The sequence below is a fragment of the Mesorhizobium sp. WSM4836 genome (assembly GCF_055811815.1).
Genome location: NZ_JBVVQF010000005.1, coordinates 12,758 through 33,833, shown reverse-complemented (window position 1 = coordinate 33,833; position 21,076 = coordinate 12,758). Strand labels below are relative to the sequence as shown.

At 63.8% G+C, this 21,076-nt stretch carries 20 protein-coding genes and 2 pseudogenes; 11 read left to right on the top strand and 11 right to left on the bottom strand.

What is annotated here, in order from left to right:
- Positions 1-7: 7 nt before the first annotated feature.
- From AC0L2P_RS07970 to AC0L2P_RS07955, 4 genes are all read right to left on the bottom strand, one after another.
- Entirely contained in the window at positions 8-193 is a 186-nt protein-coding gene (locus AC0L2P_RS07970; RefSeq protein WP_473500668.1) for a hypothetical protein, read from the bottom strand.
- A gap of 81 nt (positions 194-274) precedes the next feature.
- Positions 275-1,132, bottom strand: a complete 858-nt coding sequence (locus tag AC0L2P_RS07965) for a S49 family peptidase (RefSeq protein ID WP_473500667.1) — start codon at positions 1,130-1,132, stop codon at positions 275-277.
- 87 nt (positions 1,133-1,219) lie between these two features.
- A complete protein-coding gene (locus tag AC0L2P_RS07960; protein WP_473500666.1) occupies positions 1,220-2,020 on the bottom strand; it encodes a tRNA1(Val) (adenine(37)-N6)-methyltransferase in 801 nt (266 codons plus the stop codon).
- Positions 2,020-2,244, bottom strand: coding sequence for a putative signal transducing protein (locus AC0L2P_RS07955; protein WP_473500665.1), 225 nt, complete (start codon positions 2,242-2,244; stop codon positions 2,020-2,022). The genes AC0L2P_RS07960 and AC0L2P_RS07955 overlap by 1 nt, the downstream gene beginning before the upstream one ends.
- Positions 2,245-2,402: 158 nt before the next feature.
- Between AC0L2P_RS07955 and AC0L2P_RS07950 the strand changes: the two genes are divergently transcribed.
- Positions 2,403-3,419, top strand: a complete 1,017-nt coding sequence (locus AC0L2P_RS07950) for a polyprenyl synthetase family protein (RefSeq protein ID WP_473500664.1) — start codon at positions 2,403-2,405, stop codon at positions 3,417-3,419.
- 35 nt (positions 3,420-3,454) lie between these two features.
- Here the strand turns inward: AC0L2P_RS07950 and AC0L2P_RS07945 are convergent, their stop codons facing one another.
- Entirely contained in the window at positions 3,455-4,888 is a 1,434-nt protein-coding gene (locus AC0L2P_RS07945) for an MFS transporter (protein WP_473500663.1), read from the bottom strand.
- Between the two features lie 104 nt (positions 4,889-4,992).
- Here AC0L2P_RS07945 and AC0L2P_RS07940 point away from each other — a divergent pair, with 104 nt between their 5' ends.
- From AC0L2P_RS07940 to AC0L2P_RS07925, 4 genes and pseudogenes are all read left to right on the top strand, one after another.
- On the top strand, positions 4,993-5,598 hold the full coding sequence (locus AC0L2P_RS07940; RefSeq protein WP_473500662.1) for a TetR/AcrR family transcriptional regulator: 606 nt from the start codon (positions 4,993-4,995) through the stop codon (positions 5,596-5,598).
- A 211-nt stretch (positions 5,599-5,809) separates the two neighbouring features.
- A complete protein-coding gene (locus AC0L2P_RS07935; RefSeq protein ID WP_473500970.1) occupies positions 5,810-7,585 on the top strand; it encodes a tetratricopeptide repeat protein in 1,776 nt (591 codons plus the stop codon).
- A 260-nt stretch (positions 7,586-7,845) separates the two neighbouring features.
- Positions 7,846-8,565: pseudogene (locus tag AC0L2P_RS07930) on the top strand (glycine--tRNA ligase subunit alpha); the annotation flags it as partial.
- Between the two features lie 141 nt (positions 8,566-8,706).
- Positions 8,707-8,889: pseudogene (locus AC0L2P_RS07925) on the top strand (glycine--tRNA ligase subunit alpha); the annotation flags it as partial.
- On the opposite strand, the gene AC0L2P_RS07920 reads toward AC0L2P_RS07925, so the two are convergent.
- Positions 8,886-9,059, bottom strand: a complete 174-nt coding sequence (locus AC0L2P_RS07920) for a hypothetical protein (protein WP_473500661.1) — start codon at positions 9,057-9,059, stop codon at positions 8,886-8,888. The pseudogene AC0L2P_RS07925 and the gene AC0L2P_RS07920 sit on opposite strands and share 4 nt — an antisense overlap.
- Positions 9,060-9,350: 291 nt before the next feature.
- On the opposite strand from AC0L2P_RS07920, the gene glyS reads away from it, so the two are divergent.
- Complete coding sequence (glyS, locus tag AC0L2P_RS07915) at positions 9,351-11,819, top strand: glycine--tRNA ligase subunit beta (protein WP_473500660.1); 2,469 nt, start codon at positions 9,351-9,353, stop codon at positions 11,817-11,819.
- Positions 11,820-11,927: 108 nt separating this feature from the next.
- Positions 11,928-12,251 carry a hypothetical protein gene (locus tag AC0L2P_RS07910; RefSeq protein WP_473500659.1) on the top strand — a complete coding sequence of 108 codons (324 nt, stop codon included), beginning with the start codon at positions 11,928-11,930 and terminating at the stop codon, positions 12,249-12,251.
- Positions 12,252-12,319: 68 nt separating this feature from the next.
- On the opposite strand, the gene AC0L2P_RS07905 is transcribed toward AC0L2P_RS07910, so the two are convergent.
- On the bottom strand, positions 12,320-12,739 hold the full coding sequence (locus tag AC0L2P_RS07905) for a hypothetical protein (RefSeq protein ID WP_473500658.1): 420 nt from the start codon (positions 12,737-12,739) through the stop codon (positions 12,320-12,322).
- A gap of 159 nt (positions 12,740-12,898) precedes the next feature.
- Between AC0L2P_RS07905 and AC0L2P_RS07900 the strand changes: the two genes are divergently transcribed.
- The 3 genes from AC0L2P_RS07900 to AC0L2P_RS07890 all read left to right on the top strand — a co-directional run bounded on the left by AC0L2P_RS07900 (position 12,899) and on the right by AC0L2P_RS07890 (position 16,081).
- Positions 12,899-13,888 (top strand): L-threonylcarbamoyladenylate synthase, encoded by a 990-nt coding sequence (locus AC0L2P_RS07900; RefSeq protein ID WP_473500657.1) that lies wholly within the window; start codon positions 12,899-12,901, stop codon positions 13,886-13,888.
- Positions 13,889-13,897: 9 nt separating this feature from the next.
- Positions 13,898-15,328: an FAD-binding oxidoreductase gene (locus AC0L2P_RS07895; RefSeq protein ID WP_473500656.1), complete on the top strand. Its 1,431-nt coding sequence runs from the start codon at positions 13,898-13,900 to the stop codon at positions 15,326-15,328.
- Positions 15,329-15,514: 186 nt separating this feature from the next.
- Positions 15,515-16,081, top strand: coding sequence for a DUF6101 family protein (locus AC0L2P_RS07890; RefSeq protein ID WP_023674094.1), 567 nt, complete (start codon positions 15,515-15,517; stop codon positions 16,079-16,081).
- Here AC0L2P_RS07890 and ubiA read toward each other — a convergent pair whose 3' ends face one another.
- The 3 genes from ubiA to AC0L2P_RS07875 all read right to left on the bottom strand — a co-directional run bounded on the left by ubiA (position 16,082) and on the right by AC0L2P_RS07875 (position 17,993).
- Positions 16,082-17,065 (bottom strand): 4-hydroxybenzoate octaprenyltransferase, encoded by a 984-nt coding sequence (ubiA, locus tag AC0L2P_RS07885; protein WP_473500655.1) that lies wholly within the window; start codon positions 17,063-17,065, stop codon positions 16,082-16,084.
- A gap of 335 nt (positions 17,066-17,400) precedes the next feature.
- Entirely contained in the window at positions 17,401-17,775 is a 375-nt protein-coding gene (locus tag AC0L2P_RS07880) for a PIN domain-containing protein (protein WP_473500654.1), read from the bottom strand.
- Complete coding sequence (locus tag AC0L2P_RS07875; RefSeq protein ID WP_473500653.1) at positions 17,775-17,993, bottom strand: AbrB/MazE/SpoVT family DNA-binding domain-containing protein; 219 nt, start codon at positions 17,991-17,993, stop codon at positions 17,775-17,777. Before AC0L2P_RS07875 ends, AC0L2P_RS07880 begins: the two co-directional genes overlap by 1 nt.
- A gap of 288 nt (positions 17,994-18,281) precedes the next feature.
- Here AC0L2P_RS07875 and purD point away from each other — a divergent pair, with 288 nt between their 5' ends.
- Complete coding sequence (gene purD / locus AC0L2P_RS07870; protein ID WP_473500652.1) at positions 18,282-19,559, top strand: phosphoribosylamine--glycine ligase; 1,278 nt, start codon at positions 18,282-18,284, stop codon at positions 19,557-19,559.
- 20 nt (positions 19,560-19,579) lie between these two features.
- On the opposite strand, the gene AC0L2P_RS07865 is transcribed toward purD, so the two are convergent.
- Positions 19,580-20,683, bottom strand: coding sequence for a glycoside hydrolase family 25 protein (locus tag AC0L2P_RS07865; RefSeq protein WP_473500651.1), 1,104 nt, complete (start codon positions 20,681-20,683; stop codon positions 19,580-19,582).
- Positions 20,684-21,076 lie beyond the last annotated feature (393 nt).

Below are 21,076 nucleotides of genomic sequence, written 5' to 3'. Positions count from 1 at the left end.
AGGACAGTCAATCCTTGGCCAGACGGTATTCGCCGGTCTTCGGATCCTTGACCAGTGTTCCCATCGTGCCGTTGGCGGCTTGCTTTTCGGCGCGCCGCACCTTGGCGGTCACCCGGTCGGCTTCCCTGACGAAGGAGCGGTAGCCGAAATAGGCGGCGATGCCGACGACGGCGAAGAAAATGATCTGCGGCATGTCAAACTCCTCCCTCGCAAGGCCGGCAAGGCCGCCGGTCGGGTCGGTTGATGATTTATGCTAGACGCTTTCACCGGCATTTCAAAGCCCGAAGCGTGCCCACAGCGCGCGCTCTTCCGCCGCATCGATGACGCCGCTTGCCGCGGCGGCGGCAATATCGGGCGCCGAAAAGCGCGAGCCGAACAGGCCGAAGCGGCCGAACAGGCCGCGCGGCGCGGTAATCAGCTTGAGCTGGGTTTTCGGCCCGAAACGGCTCTTCAGCACGCTGCGCATGTCGCCGAGCGCATCGACCAGCCCGAGTTCGAGCCCCTTCTTGGCCGTCCAGAACAGGCCGGTGAACAGGTCGGGATCGTCCTTGAGCTTGCTGCCGCGCCTGTCCTTGACGAGGTCGATGAAAGTCTCGTGGACCTCCAGCTGCAGCGCCTTCAGGCGCTCGACGTCTTCCTTCTTTTCTGGTTTGAACGGGTCGAGCACCGCCTTGTTCTGGCCGGCGGTGTGGACACGGCGCTCGACGCCGATTTTCTTCATCAGCTCCGGAAAGCCGAACGAGGCCGACACCACGCCGATCGAGCCGACGATGGAGGACGGGTCGGCAAAGATCTCGTCGCCGGCGACCGCGATCATGTAGCCGCCCGATGCCGCCACGTCCTCGACGAAAACCAGGACCTTCTTGTCCTTCTCGCTCGCCAGGTCGCGGATGCGTCTGAAGATGAGCCGCGACTGCACCGGAGAACCACCTGGCGAATTGATCGAGATGGCGACCGCCGGCGCATCGAATGAAAACAGCTTTTCGAGAAGACCGGCGGTCGACGCCAGCGACAGGCTGGGCCGGAACTGGCCGCCGCCGGGCATGATGGTGCCGTGCAGCCGGACGACCGGAATGGTGACGACGGTGGAGCGCCAGGATTTCGGCAGCAGGCGGTTGAAAAGGCGTTTCACGAGGGGGCTGTCTCCGGTCGATTTGCTTGAGGCATGTAGGAATTCGCTGGCCAACGGCAATGCCGTCACGCCGGCAATCAAAATGGATCAATCTCCGAACAGCGACGCCAGCCCGTTATTGATCAGCTCTGCCCGTTCCGATGGGCCATTGCCTGAAAAGGCATGCAGCATCAGCGGCGGCCGGATCGACAGTTTGCCGCGTGCGCCGAGTGCTGCCCGGACGACGATGCGGATCGCTGCCGCCTCGGGGCGTGGGTGGACGGCCAGCATCTCGGCATCGCCGAAGCGGCCAGCAATGGCATCGAGGATGGCGCCGAGCTGCTCCGGCCGGGCGATGACGGCCAGCCCGCCGCCCGGCCTGACCACCGCAGCCGCGCTGCGGATCCAGCTGTCGAACAGCCCGTCCTCAAAGACATGTGCGGCCTTTCTCAGCGGATCGGGCGTCGGGCGATCCTCTGCGGCATTGAACGGCGGGTTCATGATGACGAAATCGAAGCTGTTGTCCTCGAGGCCGGCGCTCGTTCGCGCCCGGCCCGACAGCGCGAGATCGGCGACGAGCACCGAAGCGCGGTCGCTGAGATGCGCATTGCCGGGATGCGCAAGCGTGGTTGTGGCGAAGGCCGCCATTTCCGGGGAACGCTCGACGAGCACGGCCGCGGCACCGGGGCAGCGCGACAGGACCGCCAGGCCGGCGGCACCGGCACCCGCGCCAAAGTCGGCTAGCCGCCCGGCGAAAGAGGACGGCACGGCAGCCGCCAGCATCATCGCATCCATGCCGGCGCGGTGGCCCGCCTTTCTCGGCTGCACCAGCCAGAAGCGTCCGCGATGGAAGGCATCGACCGTATGAGCCGGCATGTCCGGGACAAGGGCAGCGGATGACGCGGACATTATTTTTGACGGATCTCGTTGGCGATGCCGGCATCCGTCAGGATGCGCCGTGCCGCATCGGCCTTGTCGGCCTCCACCATGACACGACGGGGCAGAATGCCGATCGAGCCGTCGAGCACGCTCATGTTCTGGTCGGCGACGAAACAGCCGATACCGGCATCGCGCATCAGCGATTCGACAAACGAAATGATGACGGCGTCGTTGGTGCGGATGAGCTCTATCATCGGGTGAAACTCGCAGTTTGCGGCGTTGATGTAAACGTAGGCGTGATCATGTACCAGAGCCGCCGCGCCAATTCGCCTCTTGCCGCACCGGTGGGTGCCGCCTAGAGTCGGTCCAGGGACCATGTTGCCGTCGTGCATATCGAGGTTGGGAGTTTGCCGTGGGTGTCGTTCTCAACATTGAAAACGGAAAACGGGAAGCCGCCTCGATCAAGGGTCTCATCGACCTGACTGCCGCCGATATGGGGCGCGTCAACAAATTGATCCTGTCGAAGGCCGGCTCCGATGTCGAGATGATCCCGGAGATCGCCAACCATCTGATCTCATCCGGCGGCAAACGGCTGCGGCCGATGCTGACGCTCGCCGCCGCCCAGATGTTCGGCTATTCCGGCGACGGCCATGTCAAGCTCGCCACATCGGTCGAATTCATGCACACCGCGACACTTCTCCACGACGACGTTGTCGACGAAAGCGGCATGCGGCGCGGCAAGAAGACCGCGCGCATGATCTGGGGCAACCAGGCCAGTGTTCTGGTCGGCGATTTCCTGCTCGGCCAGGCCTTCCGCATGATGGTCGATGTCGGCTCGCTCGAAGCGCTCGACATCCTGTCGAGTGCGGCCTCCGTGATCGCCGAAGGCGAGGTGATGCAGCTTGCCGCCGCCAAAAACCTCGAGACCACCGAGGACGAGCATTTCGCCGTGATCAAGGCCAAGACCGCGGCGCTGTTCTCCGCCGCCGCCGAAGTCGGCCCGGTCATCGCCCAGGCGACGCGCAACGATCGCGCAGCACTCCGCTCCTACGGAATGAATCTCGGCCTTGCCTTCCAGCTGATCGATGACGCGCTGGATTACGGCGGCACCAGCAAGGACCTCGGCAAGAATGTCGGCGACGATTTCCGCGAGGGCAAGGTGACTCTGCCGGTGATCCTCGCCTATCGGCGCGGCACCAAGGCCGAGCGCAGCTTCTGGAAACGTGCCATCGAGGAGAATGCCGTCGACGACGCCGGGCTGGAGAAGGGGATCGGCCTGATGCTCCGCCACGGCGCGATTGCCGACACCATCGGACGCGCCCGCCATTTCGGCGAGATCGCCCGTGACGCGCTGGCACCGCTCGAGGCGACGCCGCAGAAATCGGCGCTGATCGACGTCATCGACTTCTGCATCAGCCGGGTGAATTGAGAGGCGTCGCGGCGCGAGGCCGGGACGCCGCCTGCTCATCGGGCCTTTGCCGGAAGAACCATTGCTGCAAGCAGGCTGACGACGATGCCCGCCGCCGCGAGCCAGAAGGCGACCTGGATGCCGTCGGCGACGGCAATTTTCAAGGCACCGCCTGACAATTCGCCGATTTGGCTGTTCGCAATCGCAATCAGCACGGCCATGCCGATGGCGTTGCCGACATTGAGCGTCGTCGAGGCCATCCCCGAGGCAACGCCTTGCTGGTCATGGGCAACACCAGAAGCGGCGGCAATCCACATTGCGGTCCAGACGATGCCTTGCCCGACCCCGGAGACGATCAGGCCGGGTACGAGCGACAGATAGCTGCTCTCAGCGGTCGCGCCAGATACCATCAAGGCCGTGCCGACCGCGCCGACGATCATGCCGCCGACCAGTGTGCTGCGTGTCGAAAAGCGCGTCGCCAGACGCTCGCCGGCTTGCGTGCCGGTGGCGATGGCGACCGACGGCACGAGAAAGGCGAGACCCGTCTGCAAGGCAGTGAAGCCGTGCACGTTTTGCAACAGCACTGTGAGGAAGTAGGGCACCGCCCCGAAAGTGGCCATGTAGAGGAAGGTTATAGTCATGCCGGCGACAAGGCTGCGGTTGTGGAACAGGCGCAACGGCATCAACGGGTCGGCGCTGTTGGCCTCGATCACCGTGAAGGCGATCAAAAACAATGCCGCCAGTGCAGCGCTGGCGATGATTGCGGTCGATCCCCAGCCATATTCAGGTCCCTGAACCAGGGTGAAGACAAGCAGCGTCGCTCCGGCGGTGACGGTCAGTGCGCCGGGCAGATCAAAGCTGCGGTGTTCGTGCCGCTTGCTGTCACGCGGAATGATGGCGAAACCCGCAATGATGGCGATCCCGGCCAACAGCACGTTGACGTAGAAGACCGACGGCCAGCCGAAAGCGCTGGTCAGAAACCCGCCGGCAAGCGAACCGAGCGTCAGGCCGCTAGCTCCTGCGCCACCCCAGACGGCGAGCGCCCGGTTGCGTTCCGGTCCCTCGGCGAACAGACGGTTGATCAGCGACAGCGTCGCCGGAAACAGGAAGGCGGCGCCGATGCCTTGCACCGCACGGGCCGCGATGATGATTTCCGGCGACCATGCGAGCCCGCCGACAAGCGATGAAAGCGCGTAGAGCCGGAGCGCGAAGATGAAGACGCGGCGCTGGCCGATCAGGTCGGCGGCCCGGCCGCCGAACAGCAGGAAGCCGCCGGTGAACACGGTGTAGGCGCTGACCACCCATTGGAGGGTCTGGCCTGAAAATCCGAGACCGCTGCCGATCTCCGGCAGCGCCACGAAGACGATGTTGAGGTCGAGCGAGATGATGAGCTGCGCGAAGGCGAGCAGCGCCAGCGTTGCGCCATGTTTCGCCGTGCTTGCTCCTTGCGTTATCGCCCCGAGCGGCGCGCCTTGATCCAATGAACTCATGCCGGACTCCTTGTCGACGATTATTTAATGATCGACAAAGAATTGAGATTTGCAATCCGAAGTCAAGTGGATTATTTGTTGATCGACAAAAATTGGAGACCACCATGGCAGGCAGGCCAAGGGAATTCGACCGCGACCAGGCGCTGGAGAAAGCCCGCGACGCGTTTTGGAGGCGTGGCTACGAGGGCACCTCGATGGCCGATCTCGTAGCGGCGCTTGGCCTCGCATCGGCGCGCATCTATGCGGCCTTCGGCTCGAAGGAGGATCTGTTTCGCGAAGCGGTGGCGCTTTACGAAGCCAATGAGGGCGGCTTCGCCACGCGCGCGCTGGAGGAGGAACCGAACGTCCGGCGCGTCATCGAGCGCATGCTTCGCGACGCCGTCGAAATCTATACGCGGCCGGGGCAGCCGCAGGGCTGCATGGTGGTGACGGCCGCAACCAATTGCGCAGTCGAAAATGACGCCGTGCTGCAATGGCTGGCGGAGCACCGGCTGGCGCGCACCGCATCGATCGTCGAGCGATTGAAAAACGCCGTGCGCGATGGCGAATTGAAGCCGGATACCGATGCCGAGACGCTGGGTGACTATTACGCCACGCTGATGCACGGCCTTTCGGTGCAGGCACGCGACGGCGTGCCGAAAAAGCGGCTGCACGATCTTGTCACCGTCGCCATGCAGGCGCTCGACGCAAGCCTTTCGCAAACGTCCTGAGTTTCGTCCGCGCAGGCAGTGCCAAAGCGGACGCCACGCGGTCAAGGGTCGCAGTTCAGGCCCTTTCGGCATGGTTTACTAGTTGCTTGACCCGATTGTGAATTCGGGCCGGGTTGAACCCCGACCCCAAAAAGGCCATGCTTTACCTGCAAAGATCGAGTCTACGGCGATCCCGCTAACGCGGAGATGGCGTTTGGCTGAAAGGGACATGATGCGGCAAGGATATGCGCGCTGGCTGACGGGGCTGGCAATCGCGACGGGCATGGCGATCTCGGCTTTGCCGGCGCATGCCAAACAGACCGCCGAGCCGGTCAGGATCACATCCTTCTCAGGGGCCTATCTCGCCGCGCGGATTGCCGAAGGCGACAACGACCTCGCCAGCGCCATTACCTATTACAAGCAGGCGCTCGCCTTCGATCCGAACGATACGGGACTGCAGCAGAGCCTGATGCTGTCGCTGATCGCGCAGGGGCGCTTCGATGAATCCCTGGTCTATGCCGACAAGCTCAAGGTGGTTCCCGACGTCGAGCGTTTCTCGCGCCTGGCGCTGGCCATCGATTCCTTCCACAAGAAGGATTTCTCCAAGGCCGAATACTGGCTCAAGCTGTCGCTCGAATCCGATCTCGACCGGCTGATCTCCGGCGTCATGACCGGCTGGGCCAAGCAGGGTGCTGGTGACGCCGGCGAGGCCATGGCTTCCATCGACAAGCTGCAAGGCCCCGACTGGTTCAGCCTGTTCAAGTCCTTCCACCGTTCCTTGATTGCCGACGCCTCCGGCCTGCCCGACAGGGCGGATGCGCTCTACACCGCCACCCTGCAGGATACGGCCGCCGGCGGTGCGGCCCCCGAAACATGGATGCGCAACGCGCAGGCCTATGCCTCTTTCCTCGCCCGCAAGGGCGACAAGGCCAAGGCGCTGTCGGTGCTCGACAAGGCCGAGGCGTTTGCGCCCGGCAAGGTCGAGATTGCAGCCCTTCGCGACAAGATCAACAAGGGCGAAAAGATCGAACCCTTCGTTGCCGGTCCGTCGGACGGGGCCTCGGAAATCCTGCTCGATCTCGCCACCGCGCTCAATCGCGGCGGCGGCGAGCCGTTCGTGCGGCTCTATCTGCAATATGCGCTGGCGCTGAGGCCCGACAATGACGCGGCGCTCGTTCAGCTCGCCGCCGTTGCCGAGCAGCTGAAGGACGGCGAGGGCGCCATCGCGCTCTATAGCCGCATTCCGCCTAGTTCGCCACTGAAGGAGCTTTCGGACCTGCAGCTTGGCCTCAACCTTGCCGATCTCGACCGCAACGACGAGGCGATCGCTCACCTCAAGGCCATCGTCGATGCGCATCCCGACGACATGCGCGCCTATCTGGCGCTCGGCGGCGTCTATTCCTCGAAGGAGGATTTCCGCTCCGCCGCCAATCTTTACGACAAGGCAGTCGAGGTGCTGAAGACACCGACCGCCGCCAACTGGAACATTTTCTATCAGCGCGGCATCGCCTATGAGCGGCTGAAGGAATGGCCGAAGGCCGAGCCGAATTTCCGCAAGGCGCTGGAACTCTACCCCGACCAGCCGCAGGTTCTGAACTATCTCGGCTATTCCTGGGTCGACAAGAACATGAACCTCAAGGAAGGCCTCGCGATGATCCAGAAGGCCGTCGACCTGAGGCCGAGCGACGGCTACATCGTCGATTCGCTGGGCTGGGCCTATTACCGTCTTGGCCAGTTCGACGACGCGGTGCGCGAAATGGAACGCGCCGTTTCGTTGAAGCCGGAGGATCCGGTGCTCAACGATCACCTCGGCGACGCCTACTGGCGCGTCGGCCGCAAGCTGGAAGCCACCTTCCAGTGGAACCAGGCCCGCGACCTGAAGCCGGACCCGGATGTGCTTGCCGCCCTGCAGCAAAAGCTGATGAAGGGCCTGCCGCCGATCGAATCCAACACGGCGCAGGAAACCCCCAAGGTGAAGCCCGAGCCGGCGCCCGCCCCGAAGGGGTGACGGGCGCCGCCCTTTTTCCCCCCTTTTGGGAGAAGGTGGATTGGCGTGTAGCGCCAAGACGGTTGAGGGTGCTGGAAGAAGTGGGGCGTTGGCGTTCCCTGGAACACCGCTCATCCGACCGAGCTTCGCTCGACCACCTTCTCGCACAAGGGAGAAGGGAGAGCGCCGTGCCGCCCTCTGCCTTGACGCTCGGAGGCCGGGCATCTACGAGGTGCCGCATCCCGCCGGAGGCCGCCGTGACCGTTGATATCCCTGCCCACATGCACCCCAGCCGCTCGTTCCAGGGGCTGATCCTGACCTTGCATAATTACTGGGCGGACTATGGCTGCGTCGTCCTCCAGCCTTACGACATGGAAGTCGGCGCCGGCACGTTCCATCCGGCCACGACATTGCGCGCGCTCGGCCCAAAACGCTGGAACGCCGCCTATGTCCAGCCCTCGCGCCGCCCCAAGGACGGCCGCTATGGCGAGAACCCGAACCGGCTGCAGCACTATTACCAATACCAGGTGATCCTGAAGCCCAATCCGCCCAATCTGCAGGAGCTTTACCTCGGCTCGCTGGCCTCGATCGGCATCGATCCGCTGCTGCACGACATCCGCTTCGTCGAGGATGACTGGGAAAGCCCGACGCTGGGCGCCTGGGGGCTGGGCTGGGAGTGCTGGTGCGACGGCATGGAGGTGTCGCAGTTCACTTATTTCCAGCAGGTCTGCGGCATCGAATGCGCACCAGTGGCGGGTGAGCTCACCTACGGGCTGGAACGGCTGGCCATGTATGTGCAGGGCGTCGACAATGTCTACGACCTCAACTTCAACGGCCGCGAAGGCGCCGACAAGGTGACCTATGGCGACGTCTTCCTGCAGGCCGAGCAGGAATATTCGCGCCACAATTTCGAATTCGCCAATACCGCGATGTTGCTGCGCCATTTCGAAGACGCCGAGGCCGAGTGCAAGGCGCTGCTCGAAGCCGGCGCGCCTATCTCCCCCCTCGAGGGGGAGATGTCCGCGAAGCGGGCAGAGGGGGTCGCTTCAGAAGGCACCGCAAGTCAGGCGTCGAGCACTGCGCGGGCGACCCCTCCCGGCCAGACCTTGTCTGGCCACCCTCCCCTCAAGGGGGAGGGGTACCACCGCATGGTCTTCCCGGCCTACGACCAGTGCATCAAGGCCAGCCACGTCTTCAACCTGCTCGACGCACGCGGCGTCATTTCCGTCACCGAGCGCCAGAGCTACATCTTGCGGGTGCGCAATCTGGCCAAGGCCTGCGGCGAGGCGTTTCTGCTGACCCAGGCGGGCGGAATGGCGGCTTAGCTCCAGGCGATTTCGACAGGGGCGCTGATTGGCAACGTGCCTTGGCCGCTTGCACCGGCTATCGTCCGCAGCGCTTGCCGAACGCCGGGCATCGAGAACGTGCCATGCACCTGCGCTGTAAAACAGGCGCTGAGCGCGAGGATCTGCAGGAATGTTGATACCGTTTTCATGGTCGTTCAGCCAATAGCTCTCTGTCTGAGCGTTGGTCGCTTCAGCGCTGCGTTCGGTTCATGGAAATCTTTGATCCAAGGACGGGCGGACCGGGGCGTCTCCGACAGGCGGCTGAATTTTTTCGGAAATCGCCGTTGGACGCCTGATCGTGCTGGCCCGATCTTGCTGGCCCGATCTTGCTGGGAAGGGTGACAGCAGCCGACCGAGTTGCTATGCCCCGCTTACCTCCGCCTCGATGGAGGAGGACGCCGCCAAGCGGCGGCTGTTTTTTTGTCGCGTGAGCTCTTTCAATGCCTGACCTGCTTCTAGAACTTCGTTCCGAAGAAATCCCCGCTCGCATGCAGCGCAAGGCGGCCGGCGATCTCAGGAAGCTTTTGACCGACGGTCTGGTCGAAGCCGGGCTGACCTATGAGGCGGCGCGCGAATTTTGGACGCCGCGCCGGCTGACGCTCGACATTCGCGGCCTGACTGCCCGCTCGAAGGACATCAGCGAGGAGATCAAGGGCCCCTCGACCAGGGCGCCCGACCAGGCGGTGCAAGGTTTTCTGCGCAAGGCCGGCCTTGCCTCGATTGCCGAGGCGCATGTTCATTCCGATCCGAAGAAGGGTGACTTCTATGTCGCCCACATTTCCAGGCCGGGCAGGGCCGCGGGGCAGATCATCGCCGAGCTGGTGCCGGGCATCATCCGCGATTTTCCGTGGCCGAAATCGATGCGCTGGGGGCCAGCTTCGGCCAAGCCCGGCTCGCTGCGCTGGGTGCGGCCGCTGCAATCGATCCTGTGCACCTTCGGCCCCGAAACCGAGGAGCCGGTGGTCGTTGATTTCGAGATCGACGGCATCCGCTCCGGCAACGTCACCTACGGTCACCGCTTTCATGCGCCGGGCGCCATCACGGTGCGCCGCTTCGACGATTATGTCGCGAAGCTTGAGGCGGCCAAGGTCGTGCTCGATGCCGACAGGCGCAAGGAGATCATTCTTGCCGATGCCAGCAATCTCGCGTTCGCCAGCGGACTCGACCTCGTCGAGGACGAGGGGCTGCTGGAGGAAGTGTCGGGCCTGGTCGAATGGCCCGTCGTGCTGATGGGAGAATTCGAGCAGGATTTTCTGGCCATTCCGGCCGAGGTGATCAGGCTCACCATCCGTGCCAACCAGAAGTGTTTCGTGACGCGGCCGCATGGCGCGGGCGAAGAGCTCTCCAACCGTTTCATCCTGACCACCAATATCGAGGCCAAGGATGGCGGCAAGGAGATCGCCCATGGCAACGGCAAGGTGGTACGCGCGCGCCTGTCCGACGCGCTCTATTTCTGGAGGACCGACCAGGGCGACCTGCCGGATCTCGACCAGCTGCAGGCATCGGCGCAAAAGTTCGGGCTCGATCTGCAAAAACCGCTCGACCAGCGCATGGCCCGGCTCGATCACCTCGGTGTCACCTTCCACGCCAAGCTCGGCACGCAAGGCGAGCGGGTGGAGCGGATTGCCAGGTTGGCGGAAGAACTGGCACCAATCGTGGTGCAGTCGATCTCCCCCCTCGAGGGGGAGATGGCCGGCAGGCCAGAGGGGGTCGCTTCGGCTGGCGCGACGCGATCTGGCTTTTCGAAGCAAGAGGAAGTCGGCGCTCCACGCGGGACGACCCCCTCTGTCGCCTTCGGCGACATCTCCCCCTCGAGGGGGGAGATTACCGCGCTGGCGCGCCGTGCTGCCGTGCTCGCGAAGGCCGACCTCACCACCGAAGTGGTTGGCGAATTCCCGGAACTGCAAGGCGCCATGGGCCGCAAATACGCGCTGCTGCAGAGCGAGCATCCGTCCGTCGCCGCGGCGATCGAGGAGCATTACAAGCCGCAAGGACCGTCAGATCGTGTGCCGACCGACCCGGTATCGATCGCCGTGGCGCTCGCCGACAAGCTCGATACGCTGGTCGGGTTCTGGGCGATTGATGAAAAGCCGACCGGATCAAAGGACCCCTATGCGTTGAGAAGAGCGGCGCTGGGGGTGATCAGGATTTTGGTCGAGAATCGAGTGCGGTTGGGACTCCGTTCGATGTCAGCGCTCAGCATGGCTCGACATGTGGTTGACCATCCCCAAGAGGTAATGTCACAAGTCACCGCCGACCTCCTCTCCTTCTTCCACGACCGCCTAAAAGTCTATCTCCGCGACCAGGGTGCGCGGCATGATCTGATCGACGCGGTGCTGGCGGCGGGTTCGCGCCCAATCTCCCCCCTTGAGGGGGAGATGTCGGCGCAGCCGACAGAGGGGGGCGCTGTCCCGCCGGCCTCTCGGCGCGAGGCGCCCCCCTCTGCCCTGCCGGGCATCTCCCCCTCAAGGGGGGAGATTGGCCAAAACGACGACCTGCTGCAAATCGTCCGCCGCGTCGAAGCGCTCGGCTCTTTCCTTGATACCGAGGACGGCGAGAACCTGCTTGCCGGCACCAAGCGTGCGGCCAACATCGTCGCTGCCGAAGAGAAGAAGGCGACGGCGATCGCAAGCAGCGTTGCGCCGGCTCTGTTCCGGGAGGACGCGGAGAAAGCCTTGTTTGCGGCGGTGAATCAGGCCGAGAGGCAAGCCGGCGAAGCAATTCAAAACGAAGACTTTTCCGCCGCCATGCTGGCGCTTAGCGTGTTGCGCGAGCCGGTTGATTCATTCTTTGAGAAAGTCCTCGTAAACGATGAGGACCAGGCGGTGCGCGCCAATCGCTTGGCATTGCTCGCACGAATCCGCGCAGCGACCGACCGGGTCGCGGATTTTTCCAAGATAGCCGGCTGACATCCGGGAAAAAATCATCGCTTGCCGGCCATTCGAGCCGGCTTACAGTCATATGCCGATGATCTCCGCGTGGAAAAAGGGACATGTTCCCAACCCACGGAGGCTTCCATGAATTCCGCTCACGACATCGAAGTGACAGAAGAGACCGAGACGCTTGAACCCACCTCCGAAACGACGCTCGACGAGGCCGCCGCCGCGATCGAGCCTGCCGATCTGTCGGACGATGAGGACGGCGACGATGAAGACACCGACGAGGAAGCTGCTGAAGACCATAAGTCGGCTACCCTCTCCGACGACGAAGAAGAAGACGACGAAGACGAAGAGGAAGACGACGACGACAGCGTGAAGGCCGAAAGTGTCGGCGAAAAAGACGCTGGCGACGACGAAGAATCAGACGACGCCGACGACACGGACGAAGAACAAGCAGCCTGAGGTTTCGCTCCGGTTAAAGAACCAGGGCGGCGCTCTCGCACGGCCCTGGTTTCCGACGCCGCTCAGCCCTATTTGGGCTGGTCGGGAGCTGCTAGCGGCGCAGGCTGCGGCACCGCCGGCTCAGGGGTTTTGCTGGCGACCTTTGGATCGGCTTTGTCGTCTGCGGCGGTGGCTGGCGCGGCTTTGGGCGCGGGCGTTGCAAAGGCATCGCCGACGACACCGCCGCGAATGATCATCGGCTTTCCGGTGAAGCCATGTGTCGGCTGGCTCGGGATCGCCGCGACCTTTTCATCGGTGACGTTTCCATTGACGTTGGGCAGCTTCTCGCCAAGCGCGATGATCGACGGTGTTTTCGCCCGCTCGAGCGCGCTGGCACTTGCCACCGACGGCGTCACCGTCGTCTGCCCGAGAAAAACCAGCGACGAGGCCTGTGCCGTGCCGGCCACAACCGCCAGGCCAAGCGCACCAAGGATACGCATTGAGAGCATGATAATTCCCCTCGCCCAGGAAGACGGCACCCTAGCCGAGGGCAGTTGATGCCGGCTTGCGGGCAAACATGGCATTTTAGCGATTTGCGATTCGCCAACGCCCGGACTTGCTCGCCCGGCGTCGCCGTATTAGGCACCCGCATCCGTGAGGTGACGACAGTGGCTGAAATTCGTGCCGTCGGCGAGGCGATGGAAAGGGCATTGGCGCTGCTCGAAAGCGGCGACGTCGTCGCCATACCGACCGAGACCGTCTATGGGCTGGCCGGCGACGCGACCAATGGCGTTGCCGTGGCCCGCATCTTCGAAGCCAAGGGCCGCCCGCGCTTCAACCCGCTGATCGCCCATATAGCCGATCCGATGATGGCCGGGCGCATTGCGCTGTTCGATCCGCTGTCGGAAAGGCTAGCGCAGGCATTCTGGCCGGGGCCGCTGACGCTGGTGCTGCCGCAACGGCCCGGTAACGGCATTCATCCGCTGGTCACCGCCGGGCTGGACACGATTGCGCTGCGCATGCCGAAAGGCTTTGGCGGCGACCTGATCGCAAAATTCGGCCGCGCGCTTGCGGCGCCCAGCGCCAATTCGTCGGGCAGGATCAGCGCTACGACGGCGGAAGCCGTGGCCGCCGACCTCGGTCCCAGGATCAAGCTTGTGGTCGATGGCGGCGCGACGCCGATCGGGCTGGAATCGACGATCGTGAAGGTCGAAGCTGGAAAGCTGCGGCTGCTGCGGCCGGGCGGCATTGCCGCCGAAGAGATCGAAGCAGTGGCCGGGACAAAGTTGCTGCGCGGCGCTTCGGGCATCGAAGCGCCCGGCATGCTCGCCTCGCACTACGCCCCGGGTGCCGCCGTGCGCCTCAATGCCCGCAACGTCGTCAAAGGCGAAGCCTTGCTGGCCTTCGGCCGCCGCCGTGCCGAAGGCTGGCGCGATGCAGCCGCCCTGCGCAATTTGTCGGAGACCGGCGACCTGCGCGAGGCGGCAAGCAATCTCTTCGCTCATCTGCAGGATCTCGATCGCAGCGGCGCCAAAACCATCGCCGTCGAGCCGATCCCGTTCGAAGGGCTGGGCGAGGCGATCAACGACAGGCTTTCGCGCGCCGCCGCTCCGCGTGACAAGATCGCCCCTCGTGACAAGATCGATCGAGCACCATAGTTTCCACCTATGAACGACATTTCCCCCGATCTCGACCCTGCCGTCGTCGCGCGCTTCGCGACAATCATCGGTGACAAATATGCGCTGCGCGACCAGCAGGACATTGCGCCTTACCTCGCCGAGCGGCGCGGACTTTGGCATGGCAGAACAGCACTGGTGCTGAGGCCGGGTAGCGTCGAGGAGGTTAGCCGCATCATGCGGCTGGCGACCGAAACCGGCACGCCCATCGTGCCGCAAAGCGGCAACACCGGGCTGGTCGGCGCCCAGGTGCCGGACGCATCCGGCCGCGAAATCGTGCTGTCGCTGTCGCGGCTGAACCGCATCCGCGAGATCGATACACTGTCCAACACGGTGACGGTCGAAACCGGCGTCATCCTGCAGACGCTGCAGGAAGCGGCCGATGCCGCCGACCGGCTGTTTCCGCTGTCGCTTGCCGCGCAAGGCTCCTGCCAGATCGGCGGCAATCTCTCCTCCAACGCCGGCGGCACCGGCGTGCTTGCCTACGGCAATGCGCGCGAACTCTGCCTCGGCGTCGAAGTGGTGCTGCCGACCGGCGAAGTATTCGACGATCTGCGCAAGCTGAAAAAGGACAATACCGGCTACGATTTGAAGAACCTGTTCGTCGGCGCCGAAGGCACGCTCGGCATCATCACCGCCGCCGTGCTCAAGCTTTTCCCCAAACCCAAGGGGCGCGAGGTGGCGTTTGCCGGCCTGTCATCGCCGGAGGCGGCACTGTCGCTGTTCAGCCTAGCGATGGACCGTGCAGGGGCAGCGCTCACCGCCTTCGAGCTGATCGGCCAGAGGCCCTACGACTTTACGCTTACCCACGCACAAGGCGTGGTGCGGCCGCTGGCCGGCGATTGGCCGTGGTATGTGCTGATGCAGATCTCGTCGGGCCGCTCGGCCGAGGATGCACGGGCGCTGATCGAGGAGGTGCTGCAGGCAGGCCTCGAGCAAGGGATCGTCGGCGATGCGGTGATCGCGGCAAGCATGGCCCAGGGCGATGCGTTCTGGAATTTCCGCGAAGTGCTGCCCGAGGCGCAGAAGCCGGAAGGTGCCTCGATCAAGCACGACATCTCGGTGCCGGTCGCGTCAATCCCGCCATTCATCGAAAAGGCCGCCGCTGCCGTGCAATCGGTCAGTCCCGGCGCACGCGCCGTCTGCTTCGGCCACATGGGCGACGGCAACCTGCACTACAACATCTCCCGGCCGGTCGACGGTGACGACGAGGCGTTTCTCGGCCTTTACCACGTCATGAACAAGGCCGTGCACGACGTCGTGCGCTCGTTTCACGGCTCAATCTCGGCCGAGCACGGCATCGGCCAGTTGAAGCGGGACGAATTGATCGCGACGGCGCCGCCGATAGCGATCGAACTGATGCGCAGGGTGAAGGCCGCGTTCGACCCGGCCGGCATCATGAATCCCGGTAAGGTTATCTGATCCTTTCGCCGGCCTGCGCCGGTTGGCATTCCGATAACCATCCGCCCCGGATCAGCAAAATTTAACCGACTTTCTTAAGCGCGAGGATAAGAAGCTCGCGCTAATGTTTCTCCACAACGAGGCTGGGACAACCGGCCCGGAGAACCGGAAAACACCGGCTCTCAGGAGAAACAGGAAAGGCACGATATGAACACTGGACTGAAGCCAGTCTGGGCGGGCCGCAATATGCGTCTCGACCCATTCCGCCTGCCGCAGGTGGTGAGCTACGCCACGCGCGACGATTATGGCGACGTCACCTTCACCATCGACCAGCGCGGCGCGGTTATCCGCCGCACGCTGGAGATGAGCGGCGTGCCGGCGATCATCGCTCTGCCCGCCAACGCGTTTCGCGGCGTCGCCGCCCGCGCCATGGAGGATCCGGACGGCAATGTCACAGTGACGCTTGAGCTTCTGCACAACGATCCGATGCTGTCGGTGCCGCTGCTGGTCGCCGACGATCTCGACGACGTCGCCGCCGACTGGCGCGCCTGGGCCGACGCCTACCGCCTGCCGATGCTGCTGATCGAAGCCGACGGCATTGCCCGCACGCTGGAAGAATCGCTCGGCGCCGCCATCAAGGCGCTGCCGGCGCAGGACCGTCGCAAGGGTCGCGTCTCGACCATGCGCCGCCCGCGCTTCCTCGCCCGCCGCCGCGCCGGCGACCTCGGCCTCAGGCTGGTCATCGGCGGCGAGGAACTCATTTCGCGGGAGTAGCTAAACCAGCGGCTTCAGCGCCACCCAAGCCGCGCCGCCGATCAGGCCGAGGAAGATCAGCCAGCCGACCTGGTTGTTCGATCTGAACAGCCTCAGGCACTGGTCAGGATTGTCGATGTCGAGCACGCCGATCTGCCGCGCCATATGGGCGCCGGCGGCGATCAGCCCGGCCAGTGCAGGCACCGGTGCCTGTGCCGAGGCGAAAGCAATGGCGAAGCAGACCAGCGCTCCGCCATAAAGACCGGCCAGCCAAGCCTTGGTGTTGTCGCCGAACAGGCGCGCCGTCGAGCGCACCCCGACGATGGCGTCGTCTTCCTTGTCCTGATGGGCATAGATCGTGTCGTAGCCGATCACCCACAGGATCGAGCCGATATAGAGCATGATTGCCGGTCCATCGAGGTCGCCGAACTCGACCGCCCATCCCATCAGCGCTCCCCAGGAAAAGGCGAGGCCGAGAACGAGTTGCGGCCAATTGGTGTACCGCTTCATGAACGGGTAGACGGCGACGATGACCAGCGAGCCGATGCCGAGCGAGATGGCGAAGCTGTTGAACTGCAGAAGCACGGCAAGGCCGACCAGTGCCTGCACGACAACAAACATCCAGGCCTGCCGGCGCGTGACCTTGCCGGCCGGCAGCGGCCGCGAGCGTGTGCGTTCCACCTGATTGTCGATGTCCTCGTCGACTAGGTCGTTGTAGGTGCAGCCGGCACCGCGCATGGCGAACGCGCCAAGAAAAAACAGCAGCAGATACCATGGCGAGGGCAGCAGCGAGAGCAGCGGATCCGCCGGACGCGGATAGGCGCTCGCGGCAAGGGCAGCCGACCACCAGCATGGCCACAACAGCAATTGCCAGCCGATCGGCCGGTCCCACCGGGCAAGCTGCGCGTATGGCCACAACACCTGCGGCAGCGCGCGATAGACCCAATGGCCGCTCGGCGCATCGGCGACGCGGCCCTGGGCCGCTTTCGACTGGACGGTTTCCATTTTGCTGGAGTGGCAGCAGAGGCGAAAACCGTCAAGCCTCGTCCGCGACCTATGGCATGATGTGAAATTATCGTGGGGCGGAAACCAGCCCGCCTCGATGACGCGAACGCTGCGTTCATCGCTTAGGAGTCAATCCGATGCATCAAGAGCCAAAAATCAGTCTCGCACATCAGTAGTTGGTCGGGAATCTCCAAGTGCTGGTCTCCGATGTGCAAGGCCGGAGAAGCCGGCATTTTGCGGTATTGCCGGCGACCGGAAGGGAGTTCCTCCCCGTACCCGTAGGGGTCGTGAAATGCCGGAGCCGACATCACCCCCGCGGCCCAACAAGATCAGCGTTAGATCTTTTCGATGAGGGTGACGACCGGCAGGCTCTCGAAATGCTTGTCACAAGTCAGGAGCATCGCGTCACACGCCCGAGCGGTTGCGAAAATGATCGCGTCTGCGGTCGCCAATTTGTACTTCCGGCAGGCTTCGGCGGCCGCTAGGGCGATTTCCGTGTCAAGCGGGACCACCGTGCAGACCTGCGTAAAGGCGATAGCCTGATCGGCTTTATCTTCGCCTGCTTCGCGAGTGAGCCATTTTGCGAGTTCCAACTGCACCATGGTCGGAACCAGCCAGTCGGCTCGCTCGGGCAGATGCTCGGCCACCTGCTCTCCAGTCGTAGAGCCGATCAGCCATTCGATCCAGGCCGAGGTATCGACGAGCACCATCAGAAACGGTCCGACCGGTCGCGATATTCCGTCGCCGAAGCGCCCTTCGCCAGTCCCTTCAGCGCTTCCCGCTTCGGCACAGGGACGAGTAGCACGCCCGTTCCTTTCGGGATGAAGGCAAAGGTCAAACCCGCTTCCCAATGCTGGGCGGTCCGGATCGCCTTGGGAATCGATATCTGAAACTTCGAGGATAGGGTTGCAGTGTTCGCCATTATCATACCCTCAGTTGATCGATGCATAAAACGTAAGACGCAATGGGGGCCCAATGCAAGGGGCTATGGCAGCCGTCGGCCTCGGTATATTGTTGAGACAGGGACATACGGTAGCCCGGCTCGGGAATGTCAAATGCAGACGTGGACGCACGCGGAAGGAAATGAAACGAGGTCCGGCGCACCTCAAACAATTCTGCGCACGGTGCAAGTGCCGTCAAACTGCCCAAATGTCTTGACCCGCCGCCCGGGGCGCAATAGCGCAGTTCTGGTCTTGGAACGGTAAGGAATCTGGGCATGCGTGTTTTGTTGATCGGCTCCGGCGGACGCGAACATGCGCTGGCCTGGAAGATCGCGGCGTCGCCGCTGCTGACCAAGCTCTACGCGACGCCCGGCAACCCGGGCATCCGCGGCGAAGCCGAACTGGTCAGGCTCGATACTGCGGATCACGCAGCGGTGGTCCGGTTTTGCCGCGAGAATGAAATAAACCTCGTCGTGGTCGGACCGGAAGGGCCGCTGGTCGCCGGCATTGCCGACGACCTGCGCGCCGAGGGCATCCGCGTCTTCGGCCCGTCAAAGGCGGCGGCGCGGCTGGAAGGCTCAAAAGGATTTACGAAGGACCTCTGCGCCAGATACGGCATCCCGACCGCCGCCTATGGCCGCTTCGGCGATCTGGCATCGGCCAGGGCCTACGTCGAGAAGACGGGTGCGCCGATCGTCATCAAGGCCGACGGTCTTGCTGCCGGCAAGGGCGTCACCGTCGCCATGACGGTTGACGAGGCGCTGGCCGCGCTCGACGCCTGTTTCGACGGCTCCTTCGGCAAGGCCGGAGCCGAAGTCGTGGTCGAGGAGTTTCTCAGGGGCGAGGAGGCGAGTTTCTTCTGCCTGTGCGACGGCACCACCGCGCTGCCCTTCGGTACCGCGCAGGACCATAAGCGCCTCAGTGACGGCGACACCGGCCCCAATACCGGCGGCATGGGCGCCTATTCGCCGGCCCCGGTGATGACGCCGGAGATGATCGACCGAACCATGCGCGAGATCGTCGAGCCGACCATGCGCGGCATGGCTGAAACAGGCGCGCCGTTTTCCGGCGTGCTGTTCGCCGGACTGATGATCACTGACAACGGGCCGAAGCTGATCGAATACAACACCCGTTTCGGCGACCCGGAATGCCAGGTGCTGATGGTGCGGCTGAAGGACGATCTGCTGGTCCTGCTCAACGCAGCCGCCGACGGCCAGCTTGCGCATACGTCCGTGCGCTGGCGCGACGAGGCGGCGCTCACCGTGGTGATGGCGGCCAGGGGCTATCCCGGCACGCCGGAAAAGGGCTCGGTCATTCGCGGTGTCGAGGCGGCGGCAGGTGAGGGCGTCGAGATATTTCATGCCGGCACCGCCATAAACGGCGGCGCACTCGTCGCCAATGGCGGTCGCGTGCTCAACATCACGGCGACCGGCCGCACCGTCGGCGAGGCGCAGAAGAAGGCTTACGCCGCGCTCGACCGGATCGACTGGCCGCAAGGCTTTTACCGCCGCGACATTGGCTGGCTGGCAGTGGCGCGCGAGCAGTCGAACTGACGCTTAAGGCGGTCCTCGCCTTAACGCAGGCGGTTGTCGAATTCGGTCGAGACGGTGCTGACCGCGTCGGTGGTGGGGGCAATTGCAGACACCGAGGCGGCACGCTTTTCGTTTCGCGTCCAGGCGACATATTCGGCAATCCCGCGCGGAAGGCTCGGCGCCGTCTTGGCCGTAGGCCTTTGAAAGCCGCTGCTGAATTTCGCTAGGCGCGTTCTAAATGCCGTCACCATCTCCTCGAAACTCGGTGGCGTGGCCACGCTAGCGTAGGTGATGGTGCCGCCGGCGAGCCCAGCCTCGCGTGAGAGCGGCACCGGTATCGAGGCGAGATAATCCGGCTGCACGTCGATCAGGCCGCCGAACGGCCACTGCGCGCGTAATTCCGTGGCGTTCATCGGCGCGACGCTGACATCGATATCGTTGGGCGTGCCCGCCACCCTGTAAGGGCAGCGGAACCGGCCGCAATTTGCTCGCGCCGAAAACTGCCAGAGCGCATAACCCTGCCAGTTGCCCATCGGAAAATGCACGCCGATGTCTGGCTTGTAGCGCGCGTACCACAGCAGCAACCGGGACAGGAGCGGGTATCTATACTTGTTGTCGGCGATATGCCGGGCTGTCATGCCGTTGGTGTAGAGCACCGGAAAGCGGCCAACCCGACGATGCACATGGCGCACGAATTCCTCGGCATCCTCGAGCGACATCCATTGGGTGGGATCATCGTCCTCAATGTCGAGGGCAAGCAGGTCATCCGGCCCGGGTTTCACGAAATTGATGAAATTATTGGCCTGTCCCACGGGGTTGCCGGGGCGGGCGAGATGATAGGCACCCCATTTCAGGCCCAACGCCTTGGCCACCACCTTGCGCGTCTGGAACAGTTCCTGCGCCATCGCATGGCGCTTCCAAAGCGTCTTGCACAGCCGCATCTCGGTCTCATCGCCGAAACAGAAATAGGGCGGCGGCATTCCGTCGGATGCCTTGTTGATGAAGCCGACAAGACGCTTGTCGGCGGCTAGCCGGGTCCAGTCGATGGAATTGTATTCGTAGGCGTCGACAACCAGCGCCCGGTCCGCATCCTTCCAAGGCTCGGAGAAATCCGACGCCTTTGCCGGCGTAAGCGCCAGGGTCATCGCGGCCGCGACAACGAGAAGCGCTGAGCGGATAAGAGGGTGCGCCGGCGTTTTCAAACAGCAGGTCCTTGCTGGCCAAAGCCCAATCCTGAGCCGCCATGGTTAAGGAAATGCTTTCGATCGCGGCCCGCGCATGCCACGGCTCGGTCGGCTTCTCCGTTGATGATCTTGATGGTTGTCACTGGCGAGAGGGGATATGAAACGGGTCGAGCGCCGGCACTTGCGACAGCGTTCCCTCGGCCTCGCGTTTGCGATGAGAGGTCAGCGAGCATGGTGGTGAGCACAATATGCCGCGATCCGACCAATAGGCTGCACCGTTCTCGACCTTACCTTCATGATGGCAAAAACCGGCTGCCCGCCAGAGCAGGCGCATTCGATGCAGCGATAAGCGTC